Annotated in this window: 20 protein-coding genes and 3 pseudogenes; 12 read left to right on the forward strand and 11 right to left on the reverse strand. The window is 69.3% G+C overall.

The annotated features are described in order from the left end of the window. The first annotated feature begins 553 nt into the window (after window positions 1–553). Complete coding sequence (locus IEY79_RS29870) at window positions 554–730, forward strand: hypothetical protein (protein WP_189110762.1); 177 nt, start codon at window positions 554–556, stop codon at window positions 728–730. A 15-nt stretch (window positions 731–745) separates the two neighbouring features. On the opposite strand, the gene IEY79_RS29875 is transcribed toward IEY79_RS29870, so the two are convergent. Together IEY79_RS29875 and IEY79_RS29880 are read right to left on the reverse strand one after the other, a co-directional pair. Further along, a protein-coding gene (locus IEY79_RS29875) for an IS5 family transposase (protein ID WP_373292651.1) occupies window positions 746–1,677 on the reverse strand; the annotation gives its coding sequence in 2 pieces (ribosomal slippage) (window positions 746–1,272 and window positions 1,272–1,677; 933 coding nt in all). 170 nt (window positions 1,678–1,847) lie between these two features. Next, entirely contained in the window at window positions 1,848–3,110 is a 1,263-nt protein-coding gene (locus IEY79_RS29880) for an IS701 family transposase (protein ID WP_229701234.1), read from the reverse strand. 223 nt (window positions 3,111–3,333) lie between these two features. On the opposite strand from IEY79_RS29880, the gene IEY79_RS29885 reads away from it, so the two are divergent. The 3 genes from IEY79_RS29885 to IEY79_RS29895 are packed head-to-tail and all read left to right on the forward strand — an operon-like array spanning window position 3,334 to window position 7,539. Further along, window positions 3,334–5,583 carry an MMPL family transporter gene (locus IEY79_RS29885; protein WP_189110764.1) on the forward strand — a complete coding sequence of 750 codons (2,250 nt, stop codon included), beginning with the start codon at window positions 3,334–3,336 and terminating at the stop codon, window positions 5,581–5,583. A 7-nt stretch (window positions 5,584–5,590) separates the two neighbouring features. Further along, window positions 5,591–6,850 (forward strand): sensor histidine kinase, encoded by a 1,260-nt coding sequence (locus IEY79_RS29890; RefSeq protein ID WP_229701235.1) that lies wholly within the window; start codon window positions 5,591–5,593, stop codon window positions 6,848–6,850. Further along, the gene (locus IEY79_RS29895; protein ID WP_189110766.1) at window positions 6,847–7,539 is read left to right on the forward strand and encodes a response regulator transcription factor; all 693 of its coding nucleotides are present in this window, start codon (window positions 6,847–6,849) and stop codon (window positions 7,537–7,539) included. Before IEY79_RS29890 ends, IEY79_RS29895 begins: the two co-directional genes overlap by 4 nt. 84 nt (window positions 7,540–7,623) lie before the next feature. On the opposite strand, the gene IEY79_RS29900 is transcribed toward IEY79_RS29895, so the two are convergent. From IEY79_RS29900 to IEY79_RS29910, 3 genes and pseudogenes are all read right to left on the reverse strand, one after another. Next, window positions 7,624–8,820, reverse strand: a complete 1,197-nt coding sequence (locus IEY79_RS29900) for an FAD-dependent monooxygenase (protein ID WP_189110767.1) — start codon at window positions 8,818–8,820, stop codon at window positions 7,624–7,626. Next, window positions 8,817–10,259 carry an MFS transporter gene (locus tag IEY79_RS29905; RefSeq protein ID WP_229701236.1) on the reverse strand — a complete coding sequence of 481 codons (1,443 nt, stop codon included), beginning with the start codon at window positions 10,257–10,259 and terminating at the stop codon, window positions 8,817–8,819. The genes IEY79_RS29900 and IEY79_RS29905 overlap by 4 nt, the downstream gene beginning before the upstream one ends. 586 nt (window positions 10,260–10,845) lie before the next feature. Then, a pseudogene (locus IEY79_RS29910) lies at window positions 10,846–11,547 on the reverse strand (Tn3 family transposase); the annotation flags it as partial. Between the two features lie 370 nt (window positions 11,548–11,917). Between IEY79_RS29910 and IEY79_RS29915 the strand changes: the two are divergent. The 4 genes and pseudogenes from IEY79_RS29915 to IEY79_RS29930 all read left to right on the forward strand — a co-directional run bounded on the left by IEY79_RS29915 (window position 11,918) and on the right by IEY79_RS29930 (window position 13,379). Then, on the forward strand, window positions 11,918–12,070 hold the full coding sequence (locus tag IEY79_RS29915) for a hypothetical protein (protein ID WP_189110768.1): 153 nt from the start codon (window positions 11,918–11,920) through the stop codon (window positions 12,068–12,070). A gap of 49 nt (window positions 12,071–12,119) precedes the next feature. Then, window positions 12,120–12,215 (forward strand): annotated as a pseudogene (locus tag IEY79_RS38090) (hypothetical protein); the annotation flags it as partial. 84 nt (window positions 12,216–12,299) lie between these two features. Next, on the forward strand, window positions 12,300–13,070 hold the full coding sequence (locus tag IEY79_RS29925) for a transposase (RefSeq protein WP_268240629.1): 771 nt from the start codon (window positions 12,300–12,302) through the stop codon (window positions 13,068–13,070). Between the two features lie 51 nt (window positions 13,071–13,121). Beyond that, window positions 13,122–13,379, forward strand: a complete 258-nt coding sequence (locus IEY79_RS29930) for a DUF6221 family protein (RefSeq protein WP_189110842.1) — start codon at window positions 13,122–13,124, stop codon at window positions 13,377–13,379. 80 nt (window positions 13,380–13,459) lie between these two features. On the opposite strand, the pseudogene IEY79_RS29935 reads toward IEY79_RS29930, so the two are convergent. Continuing rightward, a pseudogene (locus IEY79_RS29935) lies at window positions 13,460–13,867 on the reverse strand (transposase); the annotation flags it as partial. Between the two features lie 111 nt (window positions 13,868–13,978). Between IEY79_RS29935 and IEY79_RS38095 the strand changes: the two are divergent. The 3 genes from IEY79_RS38095 to IEY79_RS29950 all read left to right on the forward strand — a co-directional run bounded on the left by IEY79_RS38095 (window position 13,979) and on the right by IEY79_RS29950 (window position 15,981). Continuing rightward, window positions 13,979–14,107 (forward strand): hypothetical protein, encoded by a 129-nt coding sequence (locus tag IEY79_RS38095; RefSeq protein ID WP_268240626.1) that lies wholly within the window; start codon window positions 13,979–13,981, stop codon window positions 14,105–14,107. Beyond that, window positions 14,104–15,468 carry a hypothetical protein gene (locus IEY79_RS29945; protein ID WP_189110770.1) on the forward strand — a complete coding sequence of 455 codons (1,365 nt, stop codon included), beginning with the start codon at window positions 14,104–14,106 and terminating at the stop codon, window positions 15,466–15,468. The genes IEY79_RS38095 and IEY79_RS29945 overlap by 4 nt, the downstream gene beginning before the upstream one ends. 336 nt (window positions 15,469–15,804) lie before the next feature. Continuing rightward, on the forward strand, window positions 15,805–15,981 hold the full coding sequence (locus tag IEY79_RS29950; protein ID WP_189110771.1) for a DUF8839 family protein: 177 nt from the start codon (window positions 15,805–15,807) through the stop codon (window positions 15,979–15,981). A 25-nt stretch (window positions 15,982–16,006) separates the two neighbouring features. Here the strand turns inward: IEY79_RS29950 and IEY79_RS29955 are convergent, their stop codons facing one another. The 4 genes from IEY79_RS29955 to IEY79_RS29970 all read right to left on the reverse strand — a co-directional run bounded on the left by IEY79_RS29955 (window position 16,007) and on the right by IEY79_RS29970 (window position 20,581). After that, complete coding sequence (locus IEY79_RS29955) at window positions 16,007–16,960, reverse strand: carbohydrate ABC transporter permease (RefSeq protein WP_229701237.1); 954 nt, start codon at window positions 16,958–16,960, stop codon at window positions 16,007–16,009. Continuing rightward, window positions 16,957–17,871, reverse strand: coding sequence for a carbohydrate ABC transporter permease (locus IEY79_RS29960; RefSeq protein ID WP_189110772.1), 915 nt, complete (start codon window positions 17,869–17,871; stop codon window positions 16,957–16,959). The genes IEY79_RS29955 and IEY79_RS29960 overlap by 4 nt, the downstream gene beginning before the upstream one ends. Before the next feature lie 84 nt (window positions 17,872–17,955). Continuing rightward, window positions 17,956–19,314, reverse strand: coding sequence for an ABC transporter substrate-binding protein (locus IEY79_RS29965; protein WP_189110773.1), 1,359 nt, complete (start codon window positions 19,312–19,314; stop codon window positions 17,956–17,958). Between the two features lie 283 nt (window positions 19,315–19,597). Then, entirely contained in the window at window positions 19,598–20,581 is a 984-nt protein-coding gene (locus tag IEY79_RS29970) for an ROK family protein (RefSeq protein ID WP_189110774.1), read from the reverse strand. Window positions 20,582–20,752: 171 nt separating this feature from the next. Here IEY79_RS29970 and IEY79_RS29975 point away from each other — a divergent pair, with 171 nt between their 5' ends. Next, window positions 20,753–21,796: a LacI family DNA-binding transcriptional regulator gene (locus tag IEY79_RS29975; protein ID WP_189110775.1), complete on the forward strand. Its 1,044-nt coding sequence runs from the start codon at window positions 20,753–20,755 to the stop codon at window positions 21,794–21,796. A gap of 174 nt (window positions 21,797–21,970) precedes the next feature. Here IEY79_RS29975 and IEY79_RS29980 read toward each other — a convergent pair whose 3' ends face one another. Further along, on the reverse strand, window positions 21,971–23,275 hold the full coding sequence (locus IEY79_RS29980) for a DUF6986 family protein (protein WP_189110833.1): 1,305 nt from the start codon (window positions 23,273–23,275) through the stop codon (window positions 21,971–21,973). Window positions 23,276–23,293: the final 18 nt, after the last annotated feature.

The following is a 23,293-nucleotide window of genomic DNA, read 5'->3' on the forward strand; positions in this document are numbered from 1 at the left end:
GACTGGCATCCGCCATCTGCTGCTACAAACGGCTCCTCAAACTGACCATGTAGGACACGGTCTAAGAGCAGGCCGCGGATCGGCAGTCCGGCGTGGAGGTCAGCCGCGGATGGGTGCGCTCGCTGGCCAGGCGGCGCGCCCGGTGATCCGGGTCGGCGGTCCAGGGCCTGATGACCTTGAATATCTCGGTCGGGAAGTCTTCGATGCTCTACCGCATGGCGTCCTCGGCCGAGAAGTGCGCCGTGAAGCGCCGCAGCGCGCCCAGCGCGTGCTCCAGGTCCCTGCCGTTGCGGCAGTGCTCGGGCCCGCGTCCTGCGGTGTGGCGGGCAGCGAGCGCAGCAGGATGCCGACGGTCTGGACGGCAGATGAGCGCTGAGTCGCTTGCTGGTGCGGGCGATCCGATCCTTCAAGCCGAGCCGCGGGAAGCCGACGACGATGTCGCGTGCAAATACCTCGGCATCGAATTGTGGGCCGACCGCGTGGACCTCCCTGCCGATCCGGTTGACGCGGTTTTGACTGAGCGAATGCTCCTTCTCGGCCATGCCAACACCCCATGGCCAACGCCGGCATCGTCCAGGACGGCGCCCCCGTCCTCATCCGCGCCGCCCATCTCTTCGGCCTGCCCACCCAGGCTGAAGAGGCCCGGGAGGTCACCACCTCGCCTATGGACGCAGTCGGCCGCGTCCGCCAACTCCACACATTCGGCAAGGGCAGTTGTCCGCGCTGCTAGGGCCTGTTTCTCGGATCATGTGCGGAGCCAGATAGCGAGGGCGGCGAGGGTGACGGTGCCGAGGTAGATGTAGGCGCGTTTCTCGTAGCGGGTTGCGACGGCGCGGAAGCCTTTGAGGCGGTTGATGGTGCGTTCGACGGTGTTGCGTTTCTTGTAGCGCTCGTTGTCGAAGCTGGTGGGTCGGCCGCCTTGTGATCCCCGGTTCTTGCGGTGTCTTTGCTGGTCAAGGCGTTCTGGGATGGTGTGTGGGATCCCGCGTCGTCGCAGGTGGCGGCGGTTGCTGCGGGATGTGTAGGCCTTGTCCGCCAGGACCCGGCCGGGTCTGGTCCGGGGTCGGCCGACTCCGTTTCGGGGTACCGAGACCTCTTCCAGTACGCGCTCGAGCTGGGGTCCGTCGCCGTAGTGTCCGGGTGTCAGGACGAAGGCGAGGGGCCGGCACCGTCCGTCGGCGGCGAGGTGAATTCTGGTGGTGAATCCGCCGCGGGAGCGGCCCAGACACTCGCCGATCTGACCACCTCCTCCAGCCGGACGACGAGTTTCCGCAGTACCGGATCGACCTGGTTCGTCCCTCGAACATTCCCCCTTTGAGGCGACGCGTCCGGCGGTGCCTTCCTCGCACCGGCAGCGTGCTGGTGGGCTCGTACCGCTGTCGAGTCCACCGATACGTCCCAGTCGATTCGGCCCGCAGCGTCCTCGGCAGCCTGAATCCGCGACAGGAGCATCGCCCAGGTCCCGTCGGCCGACCAGCGGCGATGCCGCTTGTAGACCGTTTCCCACGGCCCGAACCGCTCCGGCAGATCTCTCCACTGAACGCCCGTCCGGACCCGGTAGAGCACTCCGTTGATCACCCGGCGGTGATCACTCCACCGCCCACCACGGGCACCACCAGGAGGTAAGAACGACTCCAGCCGATCCCACTCCGCATTGGTCAGATCTCCACGCCCCATACCAACAGCCTGACCCCAACACCCCACTCATGTCGGGAGATCCGAGAAACAGTGCCTAGTAGTGCTTGGTCAGGTTGGTATCGGTTCTGGCATGTTGCGGTGACAGGTGGGGCAGGCGCCGGTCCAGACCGCGAGCAGTAACTGCACTTCGCGGGCGACTTGGTAGAGGCTCAGGCTGGCGCCGTCTCTTTTGGGGACCGGGTGATGCCCTGGAGGGTGCAGAAGGCGTGTGCGACGGATACGAGGGTGACGTGGTGGTGCCAGCCTCTCCAGGTGCGGCCTTCGAAGTGGGCCAGGCCCAGGGCCTGCTTCATCTCGCGGTAGTCGTGCTCGATTCTCCAGCGCAGTTTCGCGGTGCGCACGAGGGTGGCCAGCGCCGTGTCGGCGGGCAGGTTGGACAGCCAGAACTGGACGGGTTCGGGCTCGGCGGCGGGCCATTCGGCCAGCAGCCAGCGCACCGGCAGCTCCGGGCCGTCGCAGGCTTTGCGGATCTCGCGTCCGGCGGGCCTGATCCGCAGGGTCACGAAGCGGGAGTACATGCGCTTGACGCCGCTGCGGCCGCTGCCAGGACGGGAGCCTTCCCGCCACTGCACCGGCTTCGCGGCCTGCTTGCCCGCCTCGATGACCAGTTGCTTCACCGCCTGGGCCGGCTCGGGGTAGGCGGGCTGCGGCCGTGGGCCGCGTCCGCCGTAGGGCGGGATGCGGGGCCTGGCTTCTTCCGGCTGGGCGGTGGTCGTGGTGGAGATGCCCACCACGTGGTCAAGGCCGCGTTCTTCCAGGCCGAGGCGGAAGGCCGCGGTATCGCCGTAGCCGCCGTCGGCGACGACGAGCGGGACGTCGATGCCCCACGACCTGGTCTCGTCGATCATGTCCAGGGCCAGCTGCCACTTCTCGACGTGTCCCACGTCGGTGGGGATGCCACACGTGGTGCGGCGGGCCACCTTGCCCTCATCAGCCTTGGGTGAGGCGGGATCCCAGCTCTCGGGCAGGAACAGACGCCAGTCGACGGCCGCCGACGCTGCGTCGGAGGCCAGGTGCAGGGACACCCCGGCCTGGCAGTTGGTGACCTTGCCCGCGGTGCCGGTGTACTGCCGGGCCACACACGCCGAGGCGTCCCCGTCTTTGAGGAAGCCGGTGTCATCCACAATCAGCGCGGTCGGTTTGATCACGTGCTGCATCCGCCAGGCGAGGCGAGCGCGCACATGCGCCGCGTCCCACGGGCTGGTGGTGATGAAGTTTGCCAGGGCCTGCCGGTTGCCGTCCTCGCCCAGGCGGGCGGCCATCGGTTCCACCGACTTGCGCCGCCCGTCCAGCAGCAGGCCCCGCAGATAGACCGTTCCCCACCGGCATCGATCCGCCCGCGCGAACGGCTCGAACATCTCCGCCGCGAAGTCCTCCAGATCACACCGGACCGCGGCCAGCTCCCCACCCATCACAACAGGCCAACGACACACCCGATCAAACGGACACGCCACCGGCGAGTGAACCTGACCAAGCCCTACTAGTGCGGAGGCACCAGATCGGGTGGGCGGTTGGTTCGGGGGCACCAGGGCAGGTCGGGTTCGGGGGACGATGCCCCGTGGGGGTGGCCGACGGGAGTGTGGGAGGCACGCGGGATCTCGCGTGTTTCTCAATGTTCTCTGGAGTGATCAGCACGTGGCTACTTTTTTTTATCGGGCCGGGCGGTGGGCCTTCCGGCGACGCCGACTCGTAGGGGGTCTGTGGCTGTGCGCTCTGGTGCTGGCCATCGCGGCCGGCGCCATGGCGCCGGCCGCGGAGGACGAGGGGCTCTCCATGCCCGGCACCGAGTCGCAGAAGGCGTTCGACCTGCTGGACGAGCGATTTCCGCAGGGCAACTCACAGGGTGCCGAGGCCCGCTTGGTGTTCCAGGCCCCGGACGGGGAGCGGGTGACGGCCCAGGGGAACAGGACGGCTGTCGAGGAGACACTCGGCTCGCTGGAGGGGGGCAGCCAGGTCGCGTCGGCCAGCGACCCCTATGAGACCGGTGCCGTCAGCGAGGACGGCACCATCGCCTACTCCACAGTCACCTACACCGCGGACGTCATCGACCTGACCGAGGCGACGAAGAGCGCCCTCGAAGACGCCGCGGAGCAGGCCCGCAACGCGGGGCTGACCGTCGAGATCGGCGGCTCGGCCCTGGACGCGGACGAGGCGCCGGGCGGTACGACGGAACTCATCGGCGTGGCGGTGGCCGCGGTGGTGCTGGTCCTGGCCCTGGGGTCGCTGGTCGCGGCCGGACTGTCCCTGCTGACCGCCTTCATGGGGGTCGGCATCGCCTTCGGCCTGGTCTCCGCGCTGGCCGCTCCGCTGGGCCTGACCTCAACGGTCGCCATCCTGGCGCTGATGCTGGGACTGGCGGTCGGCATCGACTACGCCCTCTTCATCACCTCCCGCTACCGGGACGAGCGCGCCAAGGGCAGCGAGCCGGAGGAGGCCGCCGGTCTGGCGGTGGGGACGGCCGGGTCGGCCGTCGTCTTCGCAGGTGCGACCGTCTTCATCGCCCTGGTCGGTCTGGGGGTCGTCGGCATCCCCGAACTCACCAAGATGGGCATGGGCGGCGCGGGCGCCGTGGCCCTCGCCGTACTCGTCGCCCTCACGCTGGTCCCCGCGCTGTTCGGCTTCTTCGGCCGGCGGGTCCTTCCCCGCGCCCTCCGCAAGGCCAGCCAGCCTAAGAGCGAGCGTGCCCGCAGGGCGGCCGGACGGCTCGGGCTCGGCGCCCGCTGGGCTCGGTTCGTGCTGCGTCGGCCGGTGGCCGTGCTGCTGGTCGCCGGACTGTGCCTCGGAGCGGTGGCCGTACCGGCACTGAGCCTCGAACTCGGCCTCCCCGGCGACGAGTCCAAGTCGGTGGAGACCACCCAGCGCCGCGCCTACGACCTGCTGTCGGACGGCTTCGGCCCCGGATTCAACGGCCCCCTGACCGTGGTGGTGGACCTGTCGGAGTCCACGGACACCCGGGCCGCCGCGGACGTGGTCGTCAAGACCATGGAGAGCGTGGACGGGGTGGCGTCGGTCGATGATCCGGTGCTCAGCAAGGACGAGGACACGGCCATCATCACCGCCGTCCCGGAGACCGCGCCGAACAGCGGCGAGACCAAGCAACTGGTGCACACGCTGCGGGACACAGCCCCCGGCATCCGGGCCGAGACGGGCGCCGGCGTCCTGGTGACCGGCATGACCGCGATGAACATCGACATCTCCGAGGCCATGTCCGACGCCCTCATCCCCTACCTGGCCGTGGTCATCGGCCTCGCGGTACTGCTGCTGTTGGTGGTCTTCCGCTCGGTCCTGGTCCCGGTCAAGGCCGCGCTGGGGTTCCTGCTGTCGGTGGGTGCCGCCTTCGGTGTCCTCGTCGCCGTCTTCCAGTGGGGCTGGGCGGCGGACCTGCTCGGCATTGAGCAGACCGGACCGGTCATGTCGCTGATGCCCATTCTCATCATCGGCATCGTGTTCGGCCTCGCCATGGACTACGAGGTATTCCTCCTGTCCCGGATGCGCGAGACCTACGTCCACGGCGCGTCCCCCGGCGAGGCGATCGTCAGCGGATTCCGGCACAGCGGGCGGGTGGTGGCCGCGGCGGCGATCATCATGGTCAGCGTGTTCGCCGGATTCGTCGGAATGAACAGTCCGACCATCCAGACGATGGGCGTCGGCCTGGCCTCCGCCGTCGCATTCGACGCCTTCGTGGTCCGCATGGCGATCGTGCCCGCGGTCCTGGCCCTCCTCGGCCACCGGGCCTGGTGGCTGCCCCGTATCCTGAACCGTGTGCTGCCGAATGTGGACATTGAGGGCGAGACGCTGAACAGGACCGTCCCGGCCTCTGTAACCGCGCCCGACCCGACCGTGCCCGGCCAGGCGGCATGGCGGCCCGCCGTGGGCCGTGACTGAGCAGGCCGTGAAACCAGCACGCCACACGTGGCTGCGCGAGGCGGCGATCACGGCGACGGCACTGGTGTTCTGCCTGTTCGGCGGGGCCATCGGGGTCGACGACACCACCCTGTCGGCGCCGCCCGCCGCCGCCTACGCCGTCGCCGTGCTGTCCTGTGCCGTGGTGCCGCTGCGGCACCGGGCGCCCCTGGCCACCCTGGCGGCCACGACCGCGATCGGCGTGCTGGCGCCGCTCCTGGACCTCCTGCTCACCCCGCCCCTCGTGGCCCCTGCCCTGATCACCGCCTACTCCTTCCCGCTCGCCGCGCGCACCGGACGCCGCGCGGCGGGCGCGGTGCTGCTCATGTCCGCGGCACTGACGGCCGCCACCCCCTTGTCCGGGGACTTCTCGTGGAAGGACGCGAGCCGGATGGGGGTGATGGCGTTGGTCCCGCTGCTGGCCAGCGTACTCGGCTACTCGGTGCGGAACCGGCGGGCCTACCTGGCGGCCGTGCAGGAGCGGGCGAGGCGGGCCGAGCAGAGCAGGGAGAGCGAGGCGCGCCGGCGGGTCACCGAGGAGCGGATGCGCATCGCCCGCGAGCTGCACGATCTCGTGGCCCATCACATCACCCTGGCCAACGCGCAGGCCACGGTCGCCGCCCACCTCTTCGACAACCGTCCGGAGCAGACCCGCAAGAAGCTCGGCGAACTCATCGAGACCACCTCCGACGCCCTCAACGACCTGCGGGCCACGGTCGGTCTGCTGCGTCAGACCGGGGACGCGGCCGCGCCCTCCGAACCGGCGCCCGCGCTGTCCCTCCTGCCCACGCTCCTCGCGTCCTTCCGCCGCGCGGGTCTGGAGGTGTCGGCCCACCAGGAGGGCACGGCCAGGCCGCTCGCGCCGGGAGTGGACCTCACCGCCTACCGCATCGTCCAGGAGGCCCTGACCAACGTGACCAAACACGCCGGCACTGACCATGCCCAGGTGCGCATCGTCTATCACCGCGACCATGTGGCCCTCACCGTCGCCGACGACGGGAGGGGCTCCCGTACCACGCCGGCCGCATTCAGGGCGCCGGACCGGCCGCCCGGCTACGGCCTGATCGGCATGCGTGAACGCGCCACCGCGGTCGGAGGACAGCTGTCCGCGGGCAGGCGTCCGGAAGGCGGTTTCCTCGTCTCCGTCCGGCTGCCCCTGCCGTCCGCCAAGGACACGCCGCGCGGAACCGACGCGGCGGCGTCCATCGAGGGGCCAACGGGCACCGACGAGGTCGGGAGCACGCCATGACGTATCGCGTGCTCCTCGCCGACGACCAGGCCCTGCTGCGGGACGCCTTCAGAATGCTGCTCGACAGCGCCGACGACATCACCGTGGTCGGCGAGGCCGCCGACGGCAGGGAGGCGGTGCGCCTCACCCGGGAGCTGCGCCCCGACGTGGTGATCATGGACATCCGTATGCCCGAGGTGGACGGCATCACCGCCACGGCGCAGATCTGCGCGGACCCGGCCCTGCGGGCCACCCGCATCCTGATCCTCACCACGTACGAGACCGACGAGTACGTGGCCCAGGCGCTGCGCGCGGGGGCCGGCGGGTTCATCGGCAAGGGCCTCGGGGCCGAGGAACTGCTGGGCGCCGTACGGACGATCGCCGACGGCGACACCCTGCTGTCCCCCAACGCCACCCGCTCCCTGGTGGCCCGTTTCCTGGCCACACCGGAGGCGGTCCCGCCGCACCACGTGGAGCAGCTCGTCACGCTCACCCCGCGCGAACGCGAGATGGTGGCCGCGGTCGCGACCGGCCTGTCCAACCAGGAGATCGCCGAGCGGATGTATCTCAGCCCCTTCACCGTCCGCGCCCACGTGCAGCGCGCCATGACGAAGCTGGAGGCCCGCGACCGGGCCCAACTCGTCGTCATCGCCTACCGGACGGGCCTGGTCCGCGTCGCCCCCGGCGGCGACGAGGACCATTCGCAGTGACCTGAAGCGGCACGGCGTGGTCCGCGGGACGCTCCCGCGGACCACGCAGTGCCGCTGTGCCGCTGTGCCGCCCGCACCGGATCACTACGGCGAAGGGAACGCCGGCAGCGTGAGGGCCGTGTGGGCCGGCCGGGGTGTGGCGGTGGGCAGGGCCTCCAGGCCGCGCAGCGCCGTATTGCGTTGCTCCAGGGCCTGGGCGGTGGTGGGGAAGAGTGTGGCCGAGCCGTGGCCGACCAGCGCCTGGTTCATGGTGACGAACTCGCGGGTCCCGCGCTCGTAGGCGGCGAAGGCCGCCGTGTGGTCCCGGTGCTCGGCCAGCGCGCCGGCCAGCATGTAGCCACCGGCCAGCGCGAGGCTGGAGCCCTGTCCGGTCAGGAACGAGGGTGCGTGGGCGGCGTCGCCGACGAGCGCGACCCGGCCGCTGGACCAGTGGGGCATGCGGATCTGGCCGACCGTGTCGAAGAACAGGTCGTCCGCGTCCCGCAGGGCGCCGACCATCCGGGGGATCTCCCACCCCGCGCCAGCGAAGGTGGCGGCGACCAGGTCTCGTTGGGCGCCGGGGTCCCGGACGACGCCGGCCGGCAGTTCCGGCTGGTGGAAGGTAAGAAAGGCGTGCAGCTCGTCGTTGCCTCCGACGGCGTAGAGAGCCCCGGCCTTCCCCGGGGTGTTCCACAGCACGACCTCCCTGGAGAGCCCCAGGGTGTTCGGCATGGTGAAGATGGCGAAGCAGTACCCGAGGTAGTGGTGGAACTGTTCCTCGGGGCCGAACACGGCCCCCCGGGTGTGCGAGTGCATGCCGTCGGCGCCGACCACCAGGTCGAACGTACGCCGCCGCCCGCTGCGGAAGGCGACGTCGACCCCGTGCCCAGACTGGTCGAGGGTGTCGACGGAGTCGCCGAACAGGAACTCCACGTCGTCGCGGACCAGCGCGTACAGGATCTCGGCCAGATCCCCGCGACGCACCTCGAGGTCCTGTCCCTCGGCGCCCCCCGCCACGGCCGCCGGGGCGAGTGAGGCCACTTCACCCCCGTCGGCGTCGAGGAAGGTCAGGCGCCGCGAGCCGACATGCGCGTCCCGCAGCTGCGGGAGTATGCCCATCCGCCGGACCACCTCCAGCGCGGTACCGCGGATGTCGATCGGGTACCCGCCGCCGCGCAGCGCGCCCGACTTCTCCACCACGGTGACCTCGTATCCGGACCGGTGCAGCCAGTACACCAGCGCGGGTCCGGCGATGCTGGCCCCGGAGATCAGGACCTTGCGCTTGAGACCATGGGGTGTCATGCCTGGACTTCCCTTTCCGTGGTACGGACGTTCGTGGTGCGGACTTTGACGCGTCGGACGAACAGCAGTGACAAGGCGGCGACGAGGCCGGCGACGACGAACCCCGTGACGAAGGCCGATTCGGCTGGCAGGCCCGTCGCCGGATCGTCTCCGGCGTCGAGGATCGCGCCGGCGACCTGGGCGCCCAGCGCGACACCGATCACGCGCGTGACCACGAGCAGACTGGTGGCGATGCCGATGTCCTCGGTCTCGATGGCGGTGGCCGTAGCGGCGAGCAGCGCCGTGGTGCCCACTCCCGCGGCGAACGCGGTCAGCACCTTCGCGAGGACGAGGTGCCACTGCTCGGTGTGCAGCGAGGCCAGGGCGGTCATCGTGGCCGCCGTGACGACGGCGGTCACCACGACCAAGGAGGGCGGGCCGAACCGCCGCGCCGCGATTCCGCCGACCGAATCGCTCAGCACCCCGGCGATGGAAGCGGGCAGCAGGAGAAGTCCGATGTCGGTGGTACTGGCGCCGAAGCCGTACCCGTCGGCCGGGGCCGCGAGCATCTGCGGGAGGAGCAGGAGCACCATGCCGGAACTGGCGCTGATGACGAACGTGAGCGCACAAGCCCTCCAGACCGCGGATTTCGCCAGCATGCGAAGGTCGACCATCGGCGAGGGCGCCCGGCGCTCGACGACGACCCACCCGGTCGCGAGGGCGGCCACGAGCAGCGCGAGGGCGCCGATCGCGAGCGGCGGAATACCGCCGTCCCTCGTCACCGTCACGAGCCCGAGCATGAACACGAGCAGCGTGCCGCTGAGCAGGGCCGTGCCGGGCCAGTCGATCCCGTGCTCCGACGGGACCGGCGGATCATGCGGCACCAGCCGGGCCACGGCCGACGTCGCCACGACGACCACGATCGTCGGCAGCCCGAATATCCACTGCCAGGCCAGCCCTTCCGCGATCGGCCCGGCGAACAGCATGCCCACGATGCTGCCGCCCGTGAACAGCGCGACGACCAGCCCGATCACCGCGTGTGACTCTCCTGCCGCGAGGTGCTTGCGCACCAGGATGAAGGAGAGGGGCAGCGCGCCGACCATGACGCCCTGCAGTACCTGACCGACCAACAGCACGGGCAGGCTCGGCGCCAGAGCCGCCATCAGCCCACCCACCGAGACCACTGCCATCAGCCGGACCAGCACCCGCTTTCCGCCGTATCGGTCACCGAGCTTGCCAGCGAGGGGTGTGGCGACCGCGCCGGCGACGAGGAGTGCGTTGCCGATCAGCGCCCCTTCGGACGCATCGACTCCCAACTCGCTCTGCAGCAGCGGCAGGGCGGGCTCCACCACCGACTGCAGGGTGCCGAGGGCAAGGGCCAGGATGCCGAGGGCACCGATCGCCGGCCACCCAATGCGGGCGGGGGCGGTCACGGCTTCGGATACGGACGTCTTGTTCACCGGCGCCCGTCCAGTCGGTCGAGCGCCTTCTGTGACGCGGTACCGGGTAAGGCGAGGGGAAAGGTCGCCACCTGTTGATCACTCCAGACACCACAGGAGATGAGGGACGCACGGGATTCCGCGCGCTGCCCACACTTCCCTGCGGTGCCCCCGGCGGGCATCGTCCCAGGCAGCCGTCCTGACCTGGTGCCTCAGGACCAGTCGCTCCCCCACTCTGGTGCCTGCGCACTACGAACGGGCCCGTACGTACTGAGGGCCAATTAGCAGGAAAGAGCGAAGGCGAGCGCTCGGCCCGCGGTGGCGCCGGTTGCCGGATCAGATGGTGCTGGTGCCCCTGCGCGAGCTGCATCGACGCACGACGGCTGCGGCTAACCAGCCGCTACCTGCCGACCAACGACATCAACCGACAAGACGGTAACGAGAAGAGGTCTCACCATGTGGAACAAGTGCCAGCGCTGCAAGGGCGATGGAAAGTGCACCACCTGCGATGGCTCCGGCTACCGAGGTGTGTGGAAGTGCGACAGCTGCCGGGGCAGCGGCGACTGCGAGGCGTGCGACGGCCGCGGCTGAGCCGACCACCTTGGGATGACCTGCGCTCCCTGTCGTCGACCGGGTCGACGACGGCGAGCGGGTGCAGGGTCTTGGCGATCCGCCCGTACTCGGCGAACGCCTGCCCCAGTGGGGTCGGGCGCCCCTCTCGGCCGAACATCCGCAGCAGGTCGTACGCCCTCACCTGATTGGTGACCAGGGAGCCGGCCACCCGTAGCGTGTCCAGCCAGTGCGTGATCACCTTGTTCAGGTTGACCCGGTTGCGGGCGATGTCCTCCAGCGGCCTGTACGTCCCGGTCTCCACGCCGGGCATCGTCGCGCGCCAGAACCGCTGGTCGTCCAGGTCGCGGAACCTGGGGCTGAAGTTGTATCCGAGGATCTTGAACAGGCCGAACACCATGTCGGAGTACGAGGCGTTGTCGGTCGCCACCATCTCCGGCTTCACCCCGCCATCGAGGTTCAGCAGCGCGTCCAGGATGTACAGCGAGTCGCGCGGCGTGCCCGGGACGACCATCTGCCCGATGCCCGCGACCTGGTCATTCACGGCGTTGAGCCAGGTGGTGCCCCTCTTGAACCCGGAGTACTTCGGCGAGGGCGCGGCGCTGATCGTACGGACGGGGACGACGAAGCGGAGGCCGTCGACGGAGGCGAGCAGCCCGTCGCCCCAGTACCGGACGATCGGCACCTGGGACTGGGCGGTGATCAGGGCGGCGTTCGCCGCGGCGATGGTGTCGGCGCGCCGGCCACAAGGAACCGTAGAGGTCACCACTGACAACGGGACTCGGCCCGAGCCCATGACGGGATAAGCCAGGCCGCCTCGGGCGGGAAAACGACAAACAAGAGGCCGGAAACATCCAGATTCTGGATCGTTCCCGTTCTCGCCCTTGCGACCATTCCCGAACACAATTTCGAGTCTCGGCCGGGGATTTTGGCTCGCCTACCGGCCCGCCGATGTCCTGCCCCATCTGGGCGGACGCGAGGCCGTGCCATCGCATCTTGATCCCGTCCAGTCAGAGCTGGGCTGTAGCCGGTTTGGTTTTCTGTCGGAATTCCAGTCGTTGCTTCCCCGTGACAGCTATGACGGCGCAAATGCAGGGAGGGCCTCGCGGATGAACGGGCAGATAGATCAACGGATGTTGGTGCTCATGCTCGTTGGTTGCGGCACCGTGCATGTCACCTTCGAGCACCCGTCGTTCGGCACCACCCTCGTCGTCGGTGTCGCCGTGGTGACACTGCTCCACTTCCTGATGCGGGGGCGCTGACCCGCATGCCGCTGAACTTCGATGGCAAGCGCTCACGGTTCTCGACAAAAGCCGCCCTTACGCGGAAGCTGCCAGGACGGCCGCCCCTCAGGCTGTCCAGGTCGCCGACGCCTGGCACGTCTGGAACAACCTCGCCGAGGCCGTGGAGAAGACCGTCACCGGCCACTACGGCTGCCTCCGCACCGCCCACCAGCCTGAAGAGCCAAAGCCACCGGCGGAGCCGGACGGCATGCTCGACGTCCGCGGCCGGCCCCGCCGAATCGTCGCCACCATCCGCGAACGCCACCGCGCCGTCCAGGAACTTCATGCCCAGGGCCGGTCCCTTCGTCGGATCAGCCGTGACCTGAACCTGGACTATTACGCCGTCCGCCGATACGCCCGGACTGCGGACGTCGGCGAGCTGCTGGTGAAGGTCACCCAGCGCCGGACCCTGTTCGGCGACTACAAGCCCTTCATCTACCTGCGCTTCACCCAGGGATGCCGCAACGCCAGCCAGCTCCACCGGGATGTACGCGACCAGGGGTTCCCCGGAGACAGGAGCGTGGTCAACTCCTATGTACGTCTGCTGAAGCAGGGCACCGTCACAGCGCCACCACCCCCGGCACTGCCGAAACCCAGGAGAGCACTGCGCTGGATCATGACCCACCCCGAGCGCCTTCGTCCGGAGGTGGCCGTGGGGCTGAAGGAGATCCGGGCGGCCTGCCACGAACTGAACGCCGCAGTCAAACACGTTCGAGCATTCGGCACGCTCATACACGAGCACCGTGGCGAAGACCTCCGCGAATGGATCGAGCAGGTCAGACAGCACGATCTGCCCGCCCTGCGGCAGTTCGCCGACGGCCTTCTCCACGACTGGGACGCGGTCGTCGCCGGCCTGTCCAGCACTTGGAGCTCCGGTCAGGTCGAAGGCCAGGTGACCAGGGTCAAGCTCCTCAAACGCGCAGGCTACGGCCGGGCCAAGCTCGACCTTCTCCGCACCCGCATTCTCCTCCGGCATTGAGACGGGCGAGATTCTGACCTCGCATCGCCGAAGGTGGGCAAAGATCTCCTCATGGACGACCTCCTGAAGTTCCTTCACGCCCGTTACGAGGCGGACAACCATGCCTATGCCGAGGTGGCCTACCGTTTCGGGGCTGACGCCCTCCTTGACAGCCACCTGCCGATGCTCGACCTCCTCGACATGCTGGCCCGGGATTACGAGGCAATGAATCCGACCGACGCGCGCTTCGTCGGCCTTGGACATGCCCTTCGCGTGCTCGCACAGTCGTACACCGAGCACCCCGACTACCGGGCGGAGTGGCGACCCTAGAGGAGCTGGCCGGTCACAAGATCAGCGACAGAGCCCGTTCATTCGTACGAGGCTATGCGCGTTCACGTGTACGCCGACACCTGCAGCCAGGCGACTTCCCGGGCCTGGGCGCGGGCAGAAGCCAGCCGGGCGAGAGCGGTCTCGTCGATGTCGGCGAGCAGCCGCCAGGCCGTCGGTGTCGAGGCGACGGGGCCGAACACCCCTGCCTGGTCCCGTAGTACGGCGAGGTCCGCGATGGCCTTGCCGCCGTCGGCGAGCATCACGGCCAGATCGGTGGCGATCCGGCCCGGGTCATGTCCCCTCCCGCGCGGCCGAAGCGGTCCGAGCGCGGCGGAGTACGCGGTGGTCAGCCCTGTGGCATTGGCCAGATCCGCCAGCAGCCGTGCCCCGGCATGACCGACCACCCCCGCACCGTCCGCGCCGACATGGACCTTGGGACGCAACCCGATACCCCGCACGTAGAAAGTGCCCTCCGCCCGGACCGACAGAACCCCTCAGCAAGGTTCATCGTCCCAGGTCAGGAAGGCACTTTCGCGTTTCCGCCGCAACAACCCCCGTACCTAAGCGAAACGGCGAAGTTAACGCCCCGCAAGGAAGACGTGATCCGTCGGCTCCTGGCCCACCACGCCGAGCAGAGCCGGCAGGCGGCCGAGCGGAAGGCGCCCGCTCCGGCGCCGGGCTATCGGCAGGAGACGATGGACGTGCTGTTCGGCAAGGGGATCGCGTGATCGCCGCCGAACGCCTCGCTGCTGCACCGGTGGTCTCCCGGCCCCATCTGTCGGCCGAACAGCAGGCCGAGAAGTTCCCGCCGCGTCCCGTTCCAGCACACTGGTCTGCCGCCGGGATGGACCGCGACGGAGTACTGCGGACGTGGGGCGAGGCGACGCCGCGGCAGGAGGATTCTCGCAACCACGACTTCCGTCGGCGCGGCCTGATGCTGATGCTGGACTGGTTGCAGGAACAACCGGGCCGGACCTGGCACCAGCGCTGGCACGCCAGCGGCGCCGATGCAGCTGGTGAGCGGTGGGCCGACGGCCCGGCGTGCCGGCTGGAGCGGCACGCCAAGTTCTCGCGGACCCGGCTGGAGACCATGACCAGCTCCCTGGTCGTCATGGTCGGTGCCGACGTCATCCGGCCCTTGCTGGGCTGGTTGCTCACCGGGGGCAGGAAGCGCAAACTCGCCCGGAAGATGATCCGCTCCCGCGACGCCGACGGCTTCGCCCGGCTGGACAATTTCTGCCAGGCCGATCCCGGGATCAGCGACATGGCCCGCCCGCCGCCTTGTTCCGCACCACAGTCATCATCGCCGCCAAGGGCGGGACGGTGGCCAACATCGTGGTGGGGGACCTACTGGACGCTCTGGCAGTCGAGGCAGTTGCGTGGAAGCCGGCGCTCCGGCTCGGCGACGTTCCGGGCGCTGCGCGAGACCGGCGTCTTCGGCGCCGGCGTCCCTACGCTGCGGGAGATCCAAAGCATCGGCCAGCGTCCAGTCGAGGAGCTCGTCGACCGCTATCCGATCGCCTGCCGTCCGATCCGCGATCTGCTGGTGGAGTACCTCAAGGAACGACAGCCCGCCCTGGACTACGGCACCCTACGCGGGCACACCTACCAGCTGACCAAGTGCTTCTGGCAGGACCTGGAACTGCACCATCCCGGCATCGACTCGCTGCGTCTCGCCGCCGACGTCGCCGCCACCTGGAGACGACCACACCCCCGAGCAGATGCTCCGCCTGCGGCACAGGAATATGACGCACGTGTTCATCGGATGGGACTGGTTGCCCGAGACTCGCCGGAAGCTTCGACCCCGACCCGGCGGCCGGCCGGGTCACCAACGCCGCCCGTCGCTACTAACAGGGTCGGCAAACCGGGCCCCGGGCCCGTACTCGCCGACAGCCCGTCGATCTTCCCAGCGCGCAATGACATCGGCGCCCTCCTTCCAAACACAACGTTGGCCTTCACGACCCCAACGGTCACGAAGGCCAACGTCATGCTTGCCCCCCCAAATTCGCCAACAGTGTCAGTTAGCGCGGGGAAACCCCTTGCCCCCATGGGAGACGAATGGGAGAAGGATCTTGCCCATGAGGGCTAACTAAAGCTAACTAAGGCTAACTAGAGCTAGATTCTCATGGCGGAGTTCAGCAGATAAGCCGCTGACCAGCGACTTTCTGGGTCACACCGTTAATCCAGACGATCACGGTTCCCCCTCTTCCGTAGCCCCATGTGGATTGCCCGCAACACCCGGCAGTGGAAACACGTGGCCGATTCCGGCTGCCCCGTCGACACTCGGCTGTTGCTGGTTCGTGGCCTTTTCGCCACCTCTTGCGCGGGCCCCGGCGCGTCCTGTCCCGCGGAACGTTTTCAGCCGGGGCCGTAACACACGCGGACAGAAGGTCGTTGGAGACGGATGTGACCGAGGGGGTTCGCCATGCACCGTGACGTACTGGAGAGGTTCCCGGCGGGGGATCCGCGAGGGAGCTGGCGCGCCGAGGAGTTCGCGCGGGCGCGCCGGGACGAGGGCACCCCCGCCGAGGTGGTGATGGACCTGGAGTCGGACCACTTCCTGGTGGTGGTGCCCCAACAGGCCCGGGAATCCGCCTCCTGAGGGAGCCGCTTCGGGGCCCCGGCTCTCAGCCCTTGCTGGATCCGAGGGTGAGACCGGCGATGAAGTGTCGCTGGAGCAGCAGGAAGACGATGATCGTCGGCAGCGCCACGATGATGGAGCCCGCGGCCAACAGGTTGTAGTCGGTGAAGAATTGACCGCGAAGATTGTTGAGCGCCGAGGTCACCGGCAGTTTGTCGCCGTCGGAGATGAAGACCAGCGCCCACAGGAAGTCGTTGTACATCCAGGTGAACTGGAGCGTGCCGAGGGCCGCGAGGGCCGGCCGGCACAGCGGCAGGGTGATCCGCCAGTACTGCGCCCAGACGCCCGCGCCGTCGACGATCGCCGCCTCCAGGATCTCGATCGGCAGCGTCCGCATGAAGTTGGCCAGGACGAAGACGCAGAAGCCCATCTGGAAGCCGACCTGGACGGCGACGACGGCCCAGTACGAGTCGTACATCGTCATCGAGTCGGACATCCAGTACGGCAGCGGGATGCGGTTGAACAGCACGTACAGCGGCGTGATGATCACCTGCTGCGGCAGCAGATTGCCCGCCGTGAACAGCATCAGCAGCACGATCGATCCGCGCATCCTCAGCCGTGCCACGGCGAAGGCGACGAACGAGGCGAGGAAGAGCGCGAGCAGCACTCCCGGGACGGCGATGAGCAGCGTGTTGACGAAGTACTTCGTCATCCCGGAATCGGTGAACGCCTGCCGGTAGTAGTCGAAGGACAGCCTGTCGGGCAGTGAGAAGTAGCCGCGCTCGGCCGTCTCGTCGTACGGCCTGAGCGAGGCGTACGCGGCCAGCAGCAGCGGCGCGAGGAACCCCAGCGAGACGGCCATCAGGAAGGCGTGCACCCCGAACCGCCCGGGGGTGAGGCGACGCCGGCGGGCGGACGGCCGCGAGGACGCGGGAGCGCCGGGGGTGGCGGGTGTGGGCGCGGGCGGGCCCGGGGTCGCGGTGTCGGCGTGCACGCTCATCGGGTCTTCTCCCCTCGGATCTCCTGGACCAGATACGTCACGACGAAGCCCATGGAGACGACGAGCAGCACGACGGCGATCGCCGATCCGAAGCCGATCCGGCTCGCCTCTCCGATGATGTTGTCCGTGACGAGCACCGAGAGCAGTTCGAGGCCGTTTCTGCCCTTGTTGACGGCGTAGACGATGTCGAAGGCGCGCAGCCCCTCGATGACGGTGATCACGCCGACGATGACATTCACCGGACGCATGGTGGGGAAGACCACCCGGAAGAATGTCTGAGTCTCGCTCGCGCCGTCGATGGCCGCGGCCTCCTTGAGAGAGGCGTCGACAGCCTTGAGTCCGGCCAGATAGAGGATCATCACATAGCCGGTGTGCCGCCAGGCGGCGGCCAGCAGGACCATCCAGATGTTGAGGTCCGGGTCGCCGAGCCAGTCCGTGGGATTCTCCGTGTCGCCGAGGATCGCGTTGAGCGCGCCCTGGTCGCGGGAGAAGACGAGTTGGGCGATGAAGCCGACGACGGCGAGCGAGAGCACCACCGGCAGATAGATCGTCGACTGGTAGAAGCGGCTGAAGCGCACACCCCGGTCGATGAGGACGGCGAGGAACAGTCCGAAGGGCGTGGCGACCAGTCCGAGGAAGCCCAGCCACAGGAGGTTGTGCTGGACGGCGGGCCAGAACTGCGGGTAGTTGGTGAACAGGTTCTCGTAGTTCTCCGTACCGACCCACTCGATGTCGCTGATCCCGTCCCAGCTGGAGAAGGACAGCACGATCGAGGCGACGGTCGGGCCCCACACGATGACGAGATCGAGCAGGAGAGGTACTCCCAGCAGCACGCACAGGACGGCACGGTCCCGGGCGGAGAACCGCCGGGGGCCGCGCCGCCGGGTGCGACGCGTCGTGAAGAACGCCACGGATCAGAGCTCCCGGTCGGAGTCGGCGGGCACGAGGGGGGGCGGGCGTGGGGAGCAGCGGCGGGCGGGTGCTGTCCGGGAGGCTCAGCTGCCGGCGTCGGACGCGAAGAGCGTCTTCTTCTGCCGCTCGATCCCGTTGACCAGTCCGTCCACGTCGTCCGGCTCGTTGATGAAGCTCTGGATGGCCTGGATCATCACCGTGGAGGCGAAGTCGGGCCGGGTGTCGCGGTCCATGAACTGCGATATCTGCTTCGAGCCCGCGATCAGGTCCACCGCCTTCTTCTGCAGCGGTGAGTACTTGGAGATGTCGGCGTCCTCACTGACCGCGACGTTGTTGGGGTCACCGGCGAGATAGACGTCCTCGGCCCTGCCGGTGGCCAGCCAGGACAGCAGATCCCTGGCGCTCTCCATGGTCTGGTCGTTCTTCAGACTCTTGGAGTTCTTCGCCAGCAGGAATCCGTCGATGGGCGCCTCGACCGCGTCCTGGCCGTGCTCCGGGTTGATCTCGGGGAAGGCGAAGAAGTCGATGTCGTCCTGCTCGTCCTCGGGGAACTGCTGGCCGGGGTGCGGCAGTCCGAAGACGGCCATTCCCGTCTCGCCCTTCTGGAGGCTGGTCGCCGCCTCCTGCCAGGTACGGCCGTTGGCGCCCGGCTGGCAGTAGGGCAGGATGCTCCGCCAGGTGTCGAAGACGTCCTTGACGCGCCTGTCGGTCCAGGCTTCCTCGCCCGCCATCAGCGACTTGTGGAACTCGTAACCGTTGGTGCGCATGTTGATGTAGTCGAAGGTGCCCATCGCGGGCCAGCCGTCCTTGTCGCAGAACGCGATCGGGGTCAGCTTGTCCTTCCGCATCCGCTTGGCGAGCGCGAGATACTCGTCCAGGGTGCGCGGCGCCTCGTAGCCGCGCTCCTCGAAGACGCTCTTCCGGTGGAAGACCGCCCACGGGTAGTAGTAGTACGGCGTGAGGTACTGCTTGTCGTCCGAGCCGGTCGACTGGGCTTTCAGCGCCTCGGAGAAGCCGGTGTAGTCGCCCCACAGGTCGCTGATGTCGTGCAGCAGCCCCTTCTCGGCGAAGAACTGCATCCGGTAGCCGGCGAACCACATGAAGACGTCGTCCGGCTTGCTCTGCAGATAGCGGCTGATGTTCTCCTGGAAGCTGTTGTGGTCAACGGTGTTGACGTCGACCTTCCGCTTCTCCTGGGACTGTTTCTCGTACGCCGCGAAGGCCTGCGCGAACGCCTTCTTCGGGACCGGATCGGAGGCGTTCGAGCCCATCGTGACGGTCTTTCCGTCACCGCCGGGGCCGCCGCCGCACGCGGCGAGCAGCGACGGCAGTGCGATCGCACCCGCCCCGGCCGCCGCACCACGCAGTAGATTTCGCCGGGAGATCCGGTGCCCGGCCAGACTCGCCGGTACCACCGAACCGTTGAACGGAGACTGAGACATGTCCCCCTCCTCAGGGGTGCAACCCAACACAACCGAACGCGAGGGTTGGATCTCACTCCCCTGAGAGGGAGTCGTCAAGGGTTCTGACGGGATACCGAACAACCGTTACCCGGTCTTACGCAACAGAGCCGAACAGGCTCAACCGCAAACGCGCGCAATGCCACAAACGCGAAGACAGGTACACCGAAGGGGATTTGACGGCCCGTCGAGTCGCCTCACGCGACCTCCGCCCATTCGCCGGGACGGTCGCGTGAGGGCGACTCGACGTTTGTCTGACGGGTCGTCAGAGACTTGTCGGCGCGGTCATGGCCGAGTGGTTGTTGCTCGAAGGGGCAGGCCCGCGCCCCAGCGCGGCGGCCGCCGCCGCGCCCACCAGACCCGCGTTCGTGCCGGTCAACGCCGGTGCCACGGTGAGGTTCTGGACGAACGAGAGCGTCGCGTACTCACGCAGCGAACGGCGCAGCGGCAGGAAGAGCACATCTCCCGCGTTCGCCACTCCCCCGCCGACGACCGCGATCCCGATCTCCACGAGCGTCGCCGTCGCGGCGATCCCCGCGGCCAGGGCCTGCGCGGCCCGCTCGAACGAGGCGATGGCGACGGCGTCGCCCGCGCGCGCCGCCGCGGCGACGGCGGCAGCCGAGGTGTCACCGTCCTTGCCCGGTCGCCAGCCGCCCTCCAGGGCGCGACGGGCGATGTTGGGACCGCTGGCGATGCGTTCGACGCAGCCGCGTCCGCCGCACGGGCAGAGGTCGCCGTCGAGATCCACGCTGATGTGGCCGATATGGCCGGCGTTCCCCGAGGGGCCCGGGTGGAGCTTGCCGCCGAGCACCAGACCGCCGCCGACGCCGGTGGAGACGACCATGCACAGGGCGTTGTCGTAGCCGCGGGCCGCGCCCTGCCAGTGCTCCGCCGCCGTCATGGCGACGCCGTCGCCCACCAGCGTCACCGGCAGCCCGCTGGTGGCTTGCCGGACCCGCTCGACCAGGGGGAATCCGCGCCAGCCGGGCACGTTCACCGGGCTGACGGTGCCGGCCGCCGCGTCCACGGGCCCGGCGCTGCCGATGCCGACAGCTGTTGTACGCGCCCAGAGGGGCGAGGCGCCGATCTCCTCCAGCACCTCCGTGACCGCGCGCATCACCGACTCGCCCTCCTCGGTCGCCGGGGTCGGCCGGCGGGACCGTACGAGGATCCTCCCGTCACCGTCCACCAACGCTCCGGCGATCTTGGTACCGCCGATGTCGAGAGCGGCGACTAGCTCGGTATGCATCAGTGTCGGATCTCCAGTGGACGAGAGGGTCCCCGCGGGTGGGGGTTGTGGGGACGCGCGGGGACCTGCGGGTTCATGGAACAGTCTCCATTCACCTGACAACGTTGTCCAGGGCCTATGCTCAACGCCACAAGTCTTGAACACAACCGAACGACGACAGGACAGCGCACAGTGGCCGACACCGCCCGTCACTCCGAGCCCCGCTACGGTAATCGGCCCACCATGAAAGATGTGGCAGCCCGGGCCGGTGTCGGGCTCAAGACGGTGTCCCGAGTGGTCAACGCGGAGCCCGGAGTGACGCCGGACACCGAGCGGCGCGTCCAGGAGGCCATCGACGCGCTGGGCTTCCGCCGCAACGACTCGGCGCGCGTCCTGCGCAAGGGCCGTACCGCCAGCATCGGTCTGGTGCTGGAAGATCTCGCCGACCCGTTCTACGGCCCGCTGAACCGCGCGGTCGAAGAGGTCGCGCGCTCCCACGGCGCGCTGTTGATCAACGGGTCGAGCGCCGAGGACCCGGACCGCGAGCAGGAGTTGGTGCTCGCCCTCTGCGCGCGCCGCGTGGACGGCCTGATCATCATTCCCGCCGGCCATGACCACCGTTATCTGGAGCCGGAGATCAAGGCCGGGGTCGCGACGGTCTTCGTCGACCGCCCCGCCGGGAAGATCGACGCGGACGCCGTACTCTCCGACAGCTTCGGCGGCGCCCGTTCGGGCACGGCCCATCTGGTCGCGCACGGGCACCGGCGGATCGGCTTCATCGGTGACCAGCCCCGGATCCACACGGCGGTGGAGCGCCTGCGCGGCTACCGGGCCGCGATGGCGCACGCCGGCCTGCCGGTGGACGACTCCTGGGTGTCGCTGGGCACGACCGCTCCGGACCGCGTGCACGAGGCCGTCGTGTCGATGCTGAAGGCCCCCGAGCCGGTCACGGCGATCCTCACCGGCAACAACCGTGTCACCGTCACGGTCGTACGGGCCCTCGCCGCGCACGACCGGCCCGTCGCCCTCGTCGGCTTCGACGACATCGAACTGGCCGACCTGCTGGACCCCGGGGTCACCGTCATCGCGCAGGACGCGGCCACTCTCGGGCGTACGGCCGCGGAGCGGCTGTTCCGCCGCCTGGACGGGGCTGCCGACGCCCCTAACCAGGTGGTGGTGCCGACCAGGCTGATCGCACGCGGCTCGGGCGAACTGCCGCCGTCGGCAGACCGGTAGGCCCGGCAGCGGCTGGTCGTTGTCGCCGCCCGAGAGACAGACGTCGCTGACGAAGACCCTCGTGTTGCCCCTGTCGTCGGTCCCGGCCACGCGACAGCGGTCGACGACTGCCTGAGGGACGGCGGTCGCGGGTGGGGCGGGCCGGGTGCGTACGGCGGTCGGAGCGGTCCGGCCTCAGGGCGCCGAGACAGTGAGGGCCGCGCGGCGCGGGGCCGCGAAGCCTTCGAGGTCGGCGCGGCTGAGCCCGGTGAGGCCGGTGACCTCGTCGGCGTCGAGGGCTCCGCAGTCGAGTCCGCGCAGCAGATAGCCGCTGAGGGCCTTGGCGGTGGCCGGCTCGTCCATCACGTCGCCCCCGGCCTTCGCCACGTAAGCGGCGAGTCGCGCGGCGGCGGTCTCCAGGCCCTCGCGGTAGAAGGCGTAGACGGCGGCGTAGCGCGTGGGCAGGTGGCCTGGGTGCATGTCCCACCCCTGGTAGTAGGCGCGGGCCAGGGCGCGGCGGGTGAGCCCGTAGTGGAGCCGCCATGCCTCGTGGACCTGGCTGGTGGGGCCGACGGGCAGGACGTTGGTCGAACCGTCGCAGACCCGTACGCCGGTGCCGGCGGCGGCGACCTGCATGACGGCCTTGGCGTGGTCGGCGGCCGGGTGGTCGCTGGACTGGTAGGCGGCGCTGACCCCGACGCAGGCGCTGTAGTCGAAGGTGCCGTAGTGCAGTCCGGTGGCGCGGCCGTCCGCCGCGACGATCATCCGGGCGACGGCGGCGGTGCCGTCGGCGGCGAGGATCGACTGGCTGGTCTCGATCTGGATCTCGAAGCCGATCCGGCCGGTGCTGAGCCCGCGCGCCTTCTCGAACTCCTCCGCCAACCGGACCATGGCGGTGACCTGTTCGGGATAGGTGACCTTCGGCAGGGTGAGGACGAGCCCTTCGGGGAGCCCGCCGGCCTCCATCAGTCCGCTGAGGAAGACATCGAGGGTGCGGATGGCCCGGTCGCGTACGGGGGCCTCCAGGCACTTCATCCGGATGCCCATGTACGGGGCGGCGGTGCCGTCCTCGTACGCGGCGTGCACGAGGCGTGCGGCGCGCGCGGCGGCGATGTCCTCCTCCTCGCCGGAGTGCGCCCCGTAGCCGTCCTCGAAGTCGATCCGCAGGTCCTCGACGGGTTCGCGCTCCAGCTTGGCCCGCACCCGCTCGTACACCGGGCCGGCCAGTTCGCCGGAAATGCCGAGGGCGCGTGCCAAGGAGGCGGCGTCGGGGGCGTGTTCGTCGAGGGCGGCGAGGGCCTGGTCGCCCCAGGAGCGGACGGTGCGGGCGTCGAAGGCGTCGGCGGGGACGTAGACGGTGTGGACGGGCTGGCGGGTGCCGGGGTCTCCCGGATAGCGGCGGGCGAGCTCCGCGTCGACCGGTGCGAGCGAGGCGCCGATGCTCGTTCCGACCGCGTCCGGAAGGCTCGTCGTCACCTTGTCCTGCTGGCCCTGGCCCATTCCCACGCCTCAACTTTC

The organism is Streptomyces camponoticapitis, from assembly GCF_014646115.1.
Lineage (GTDB): Bacteria > Actinomycetota > Actinomycetes > Streptomycetales > Streptomycetaceae > Streptomyces > Streptomyces camponoticapitis.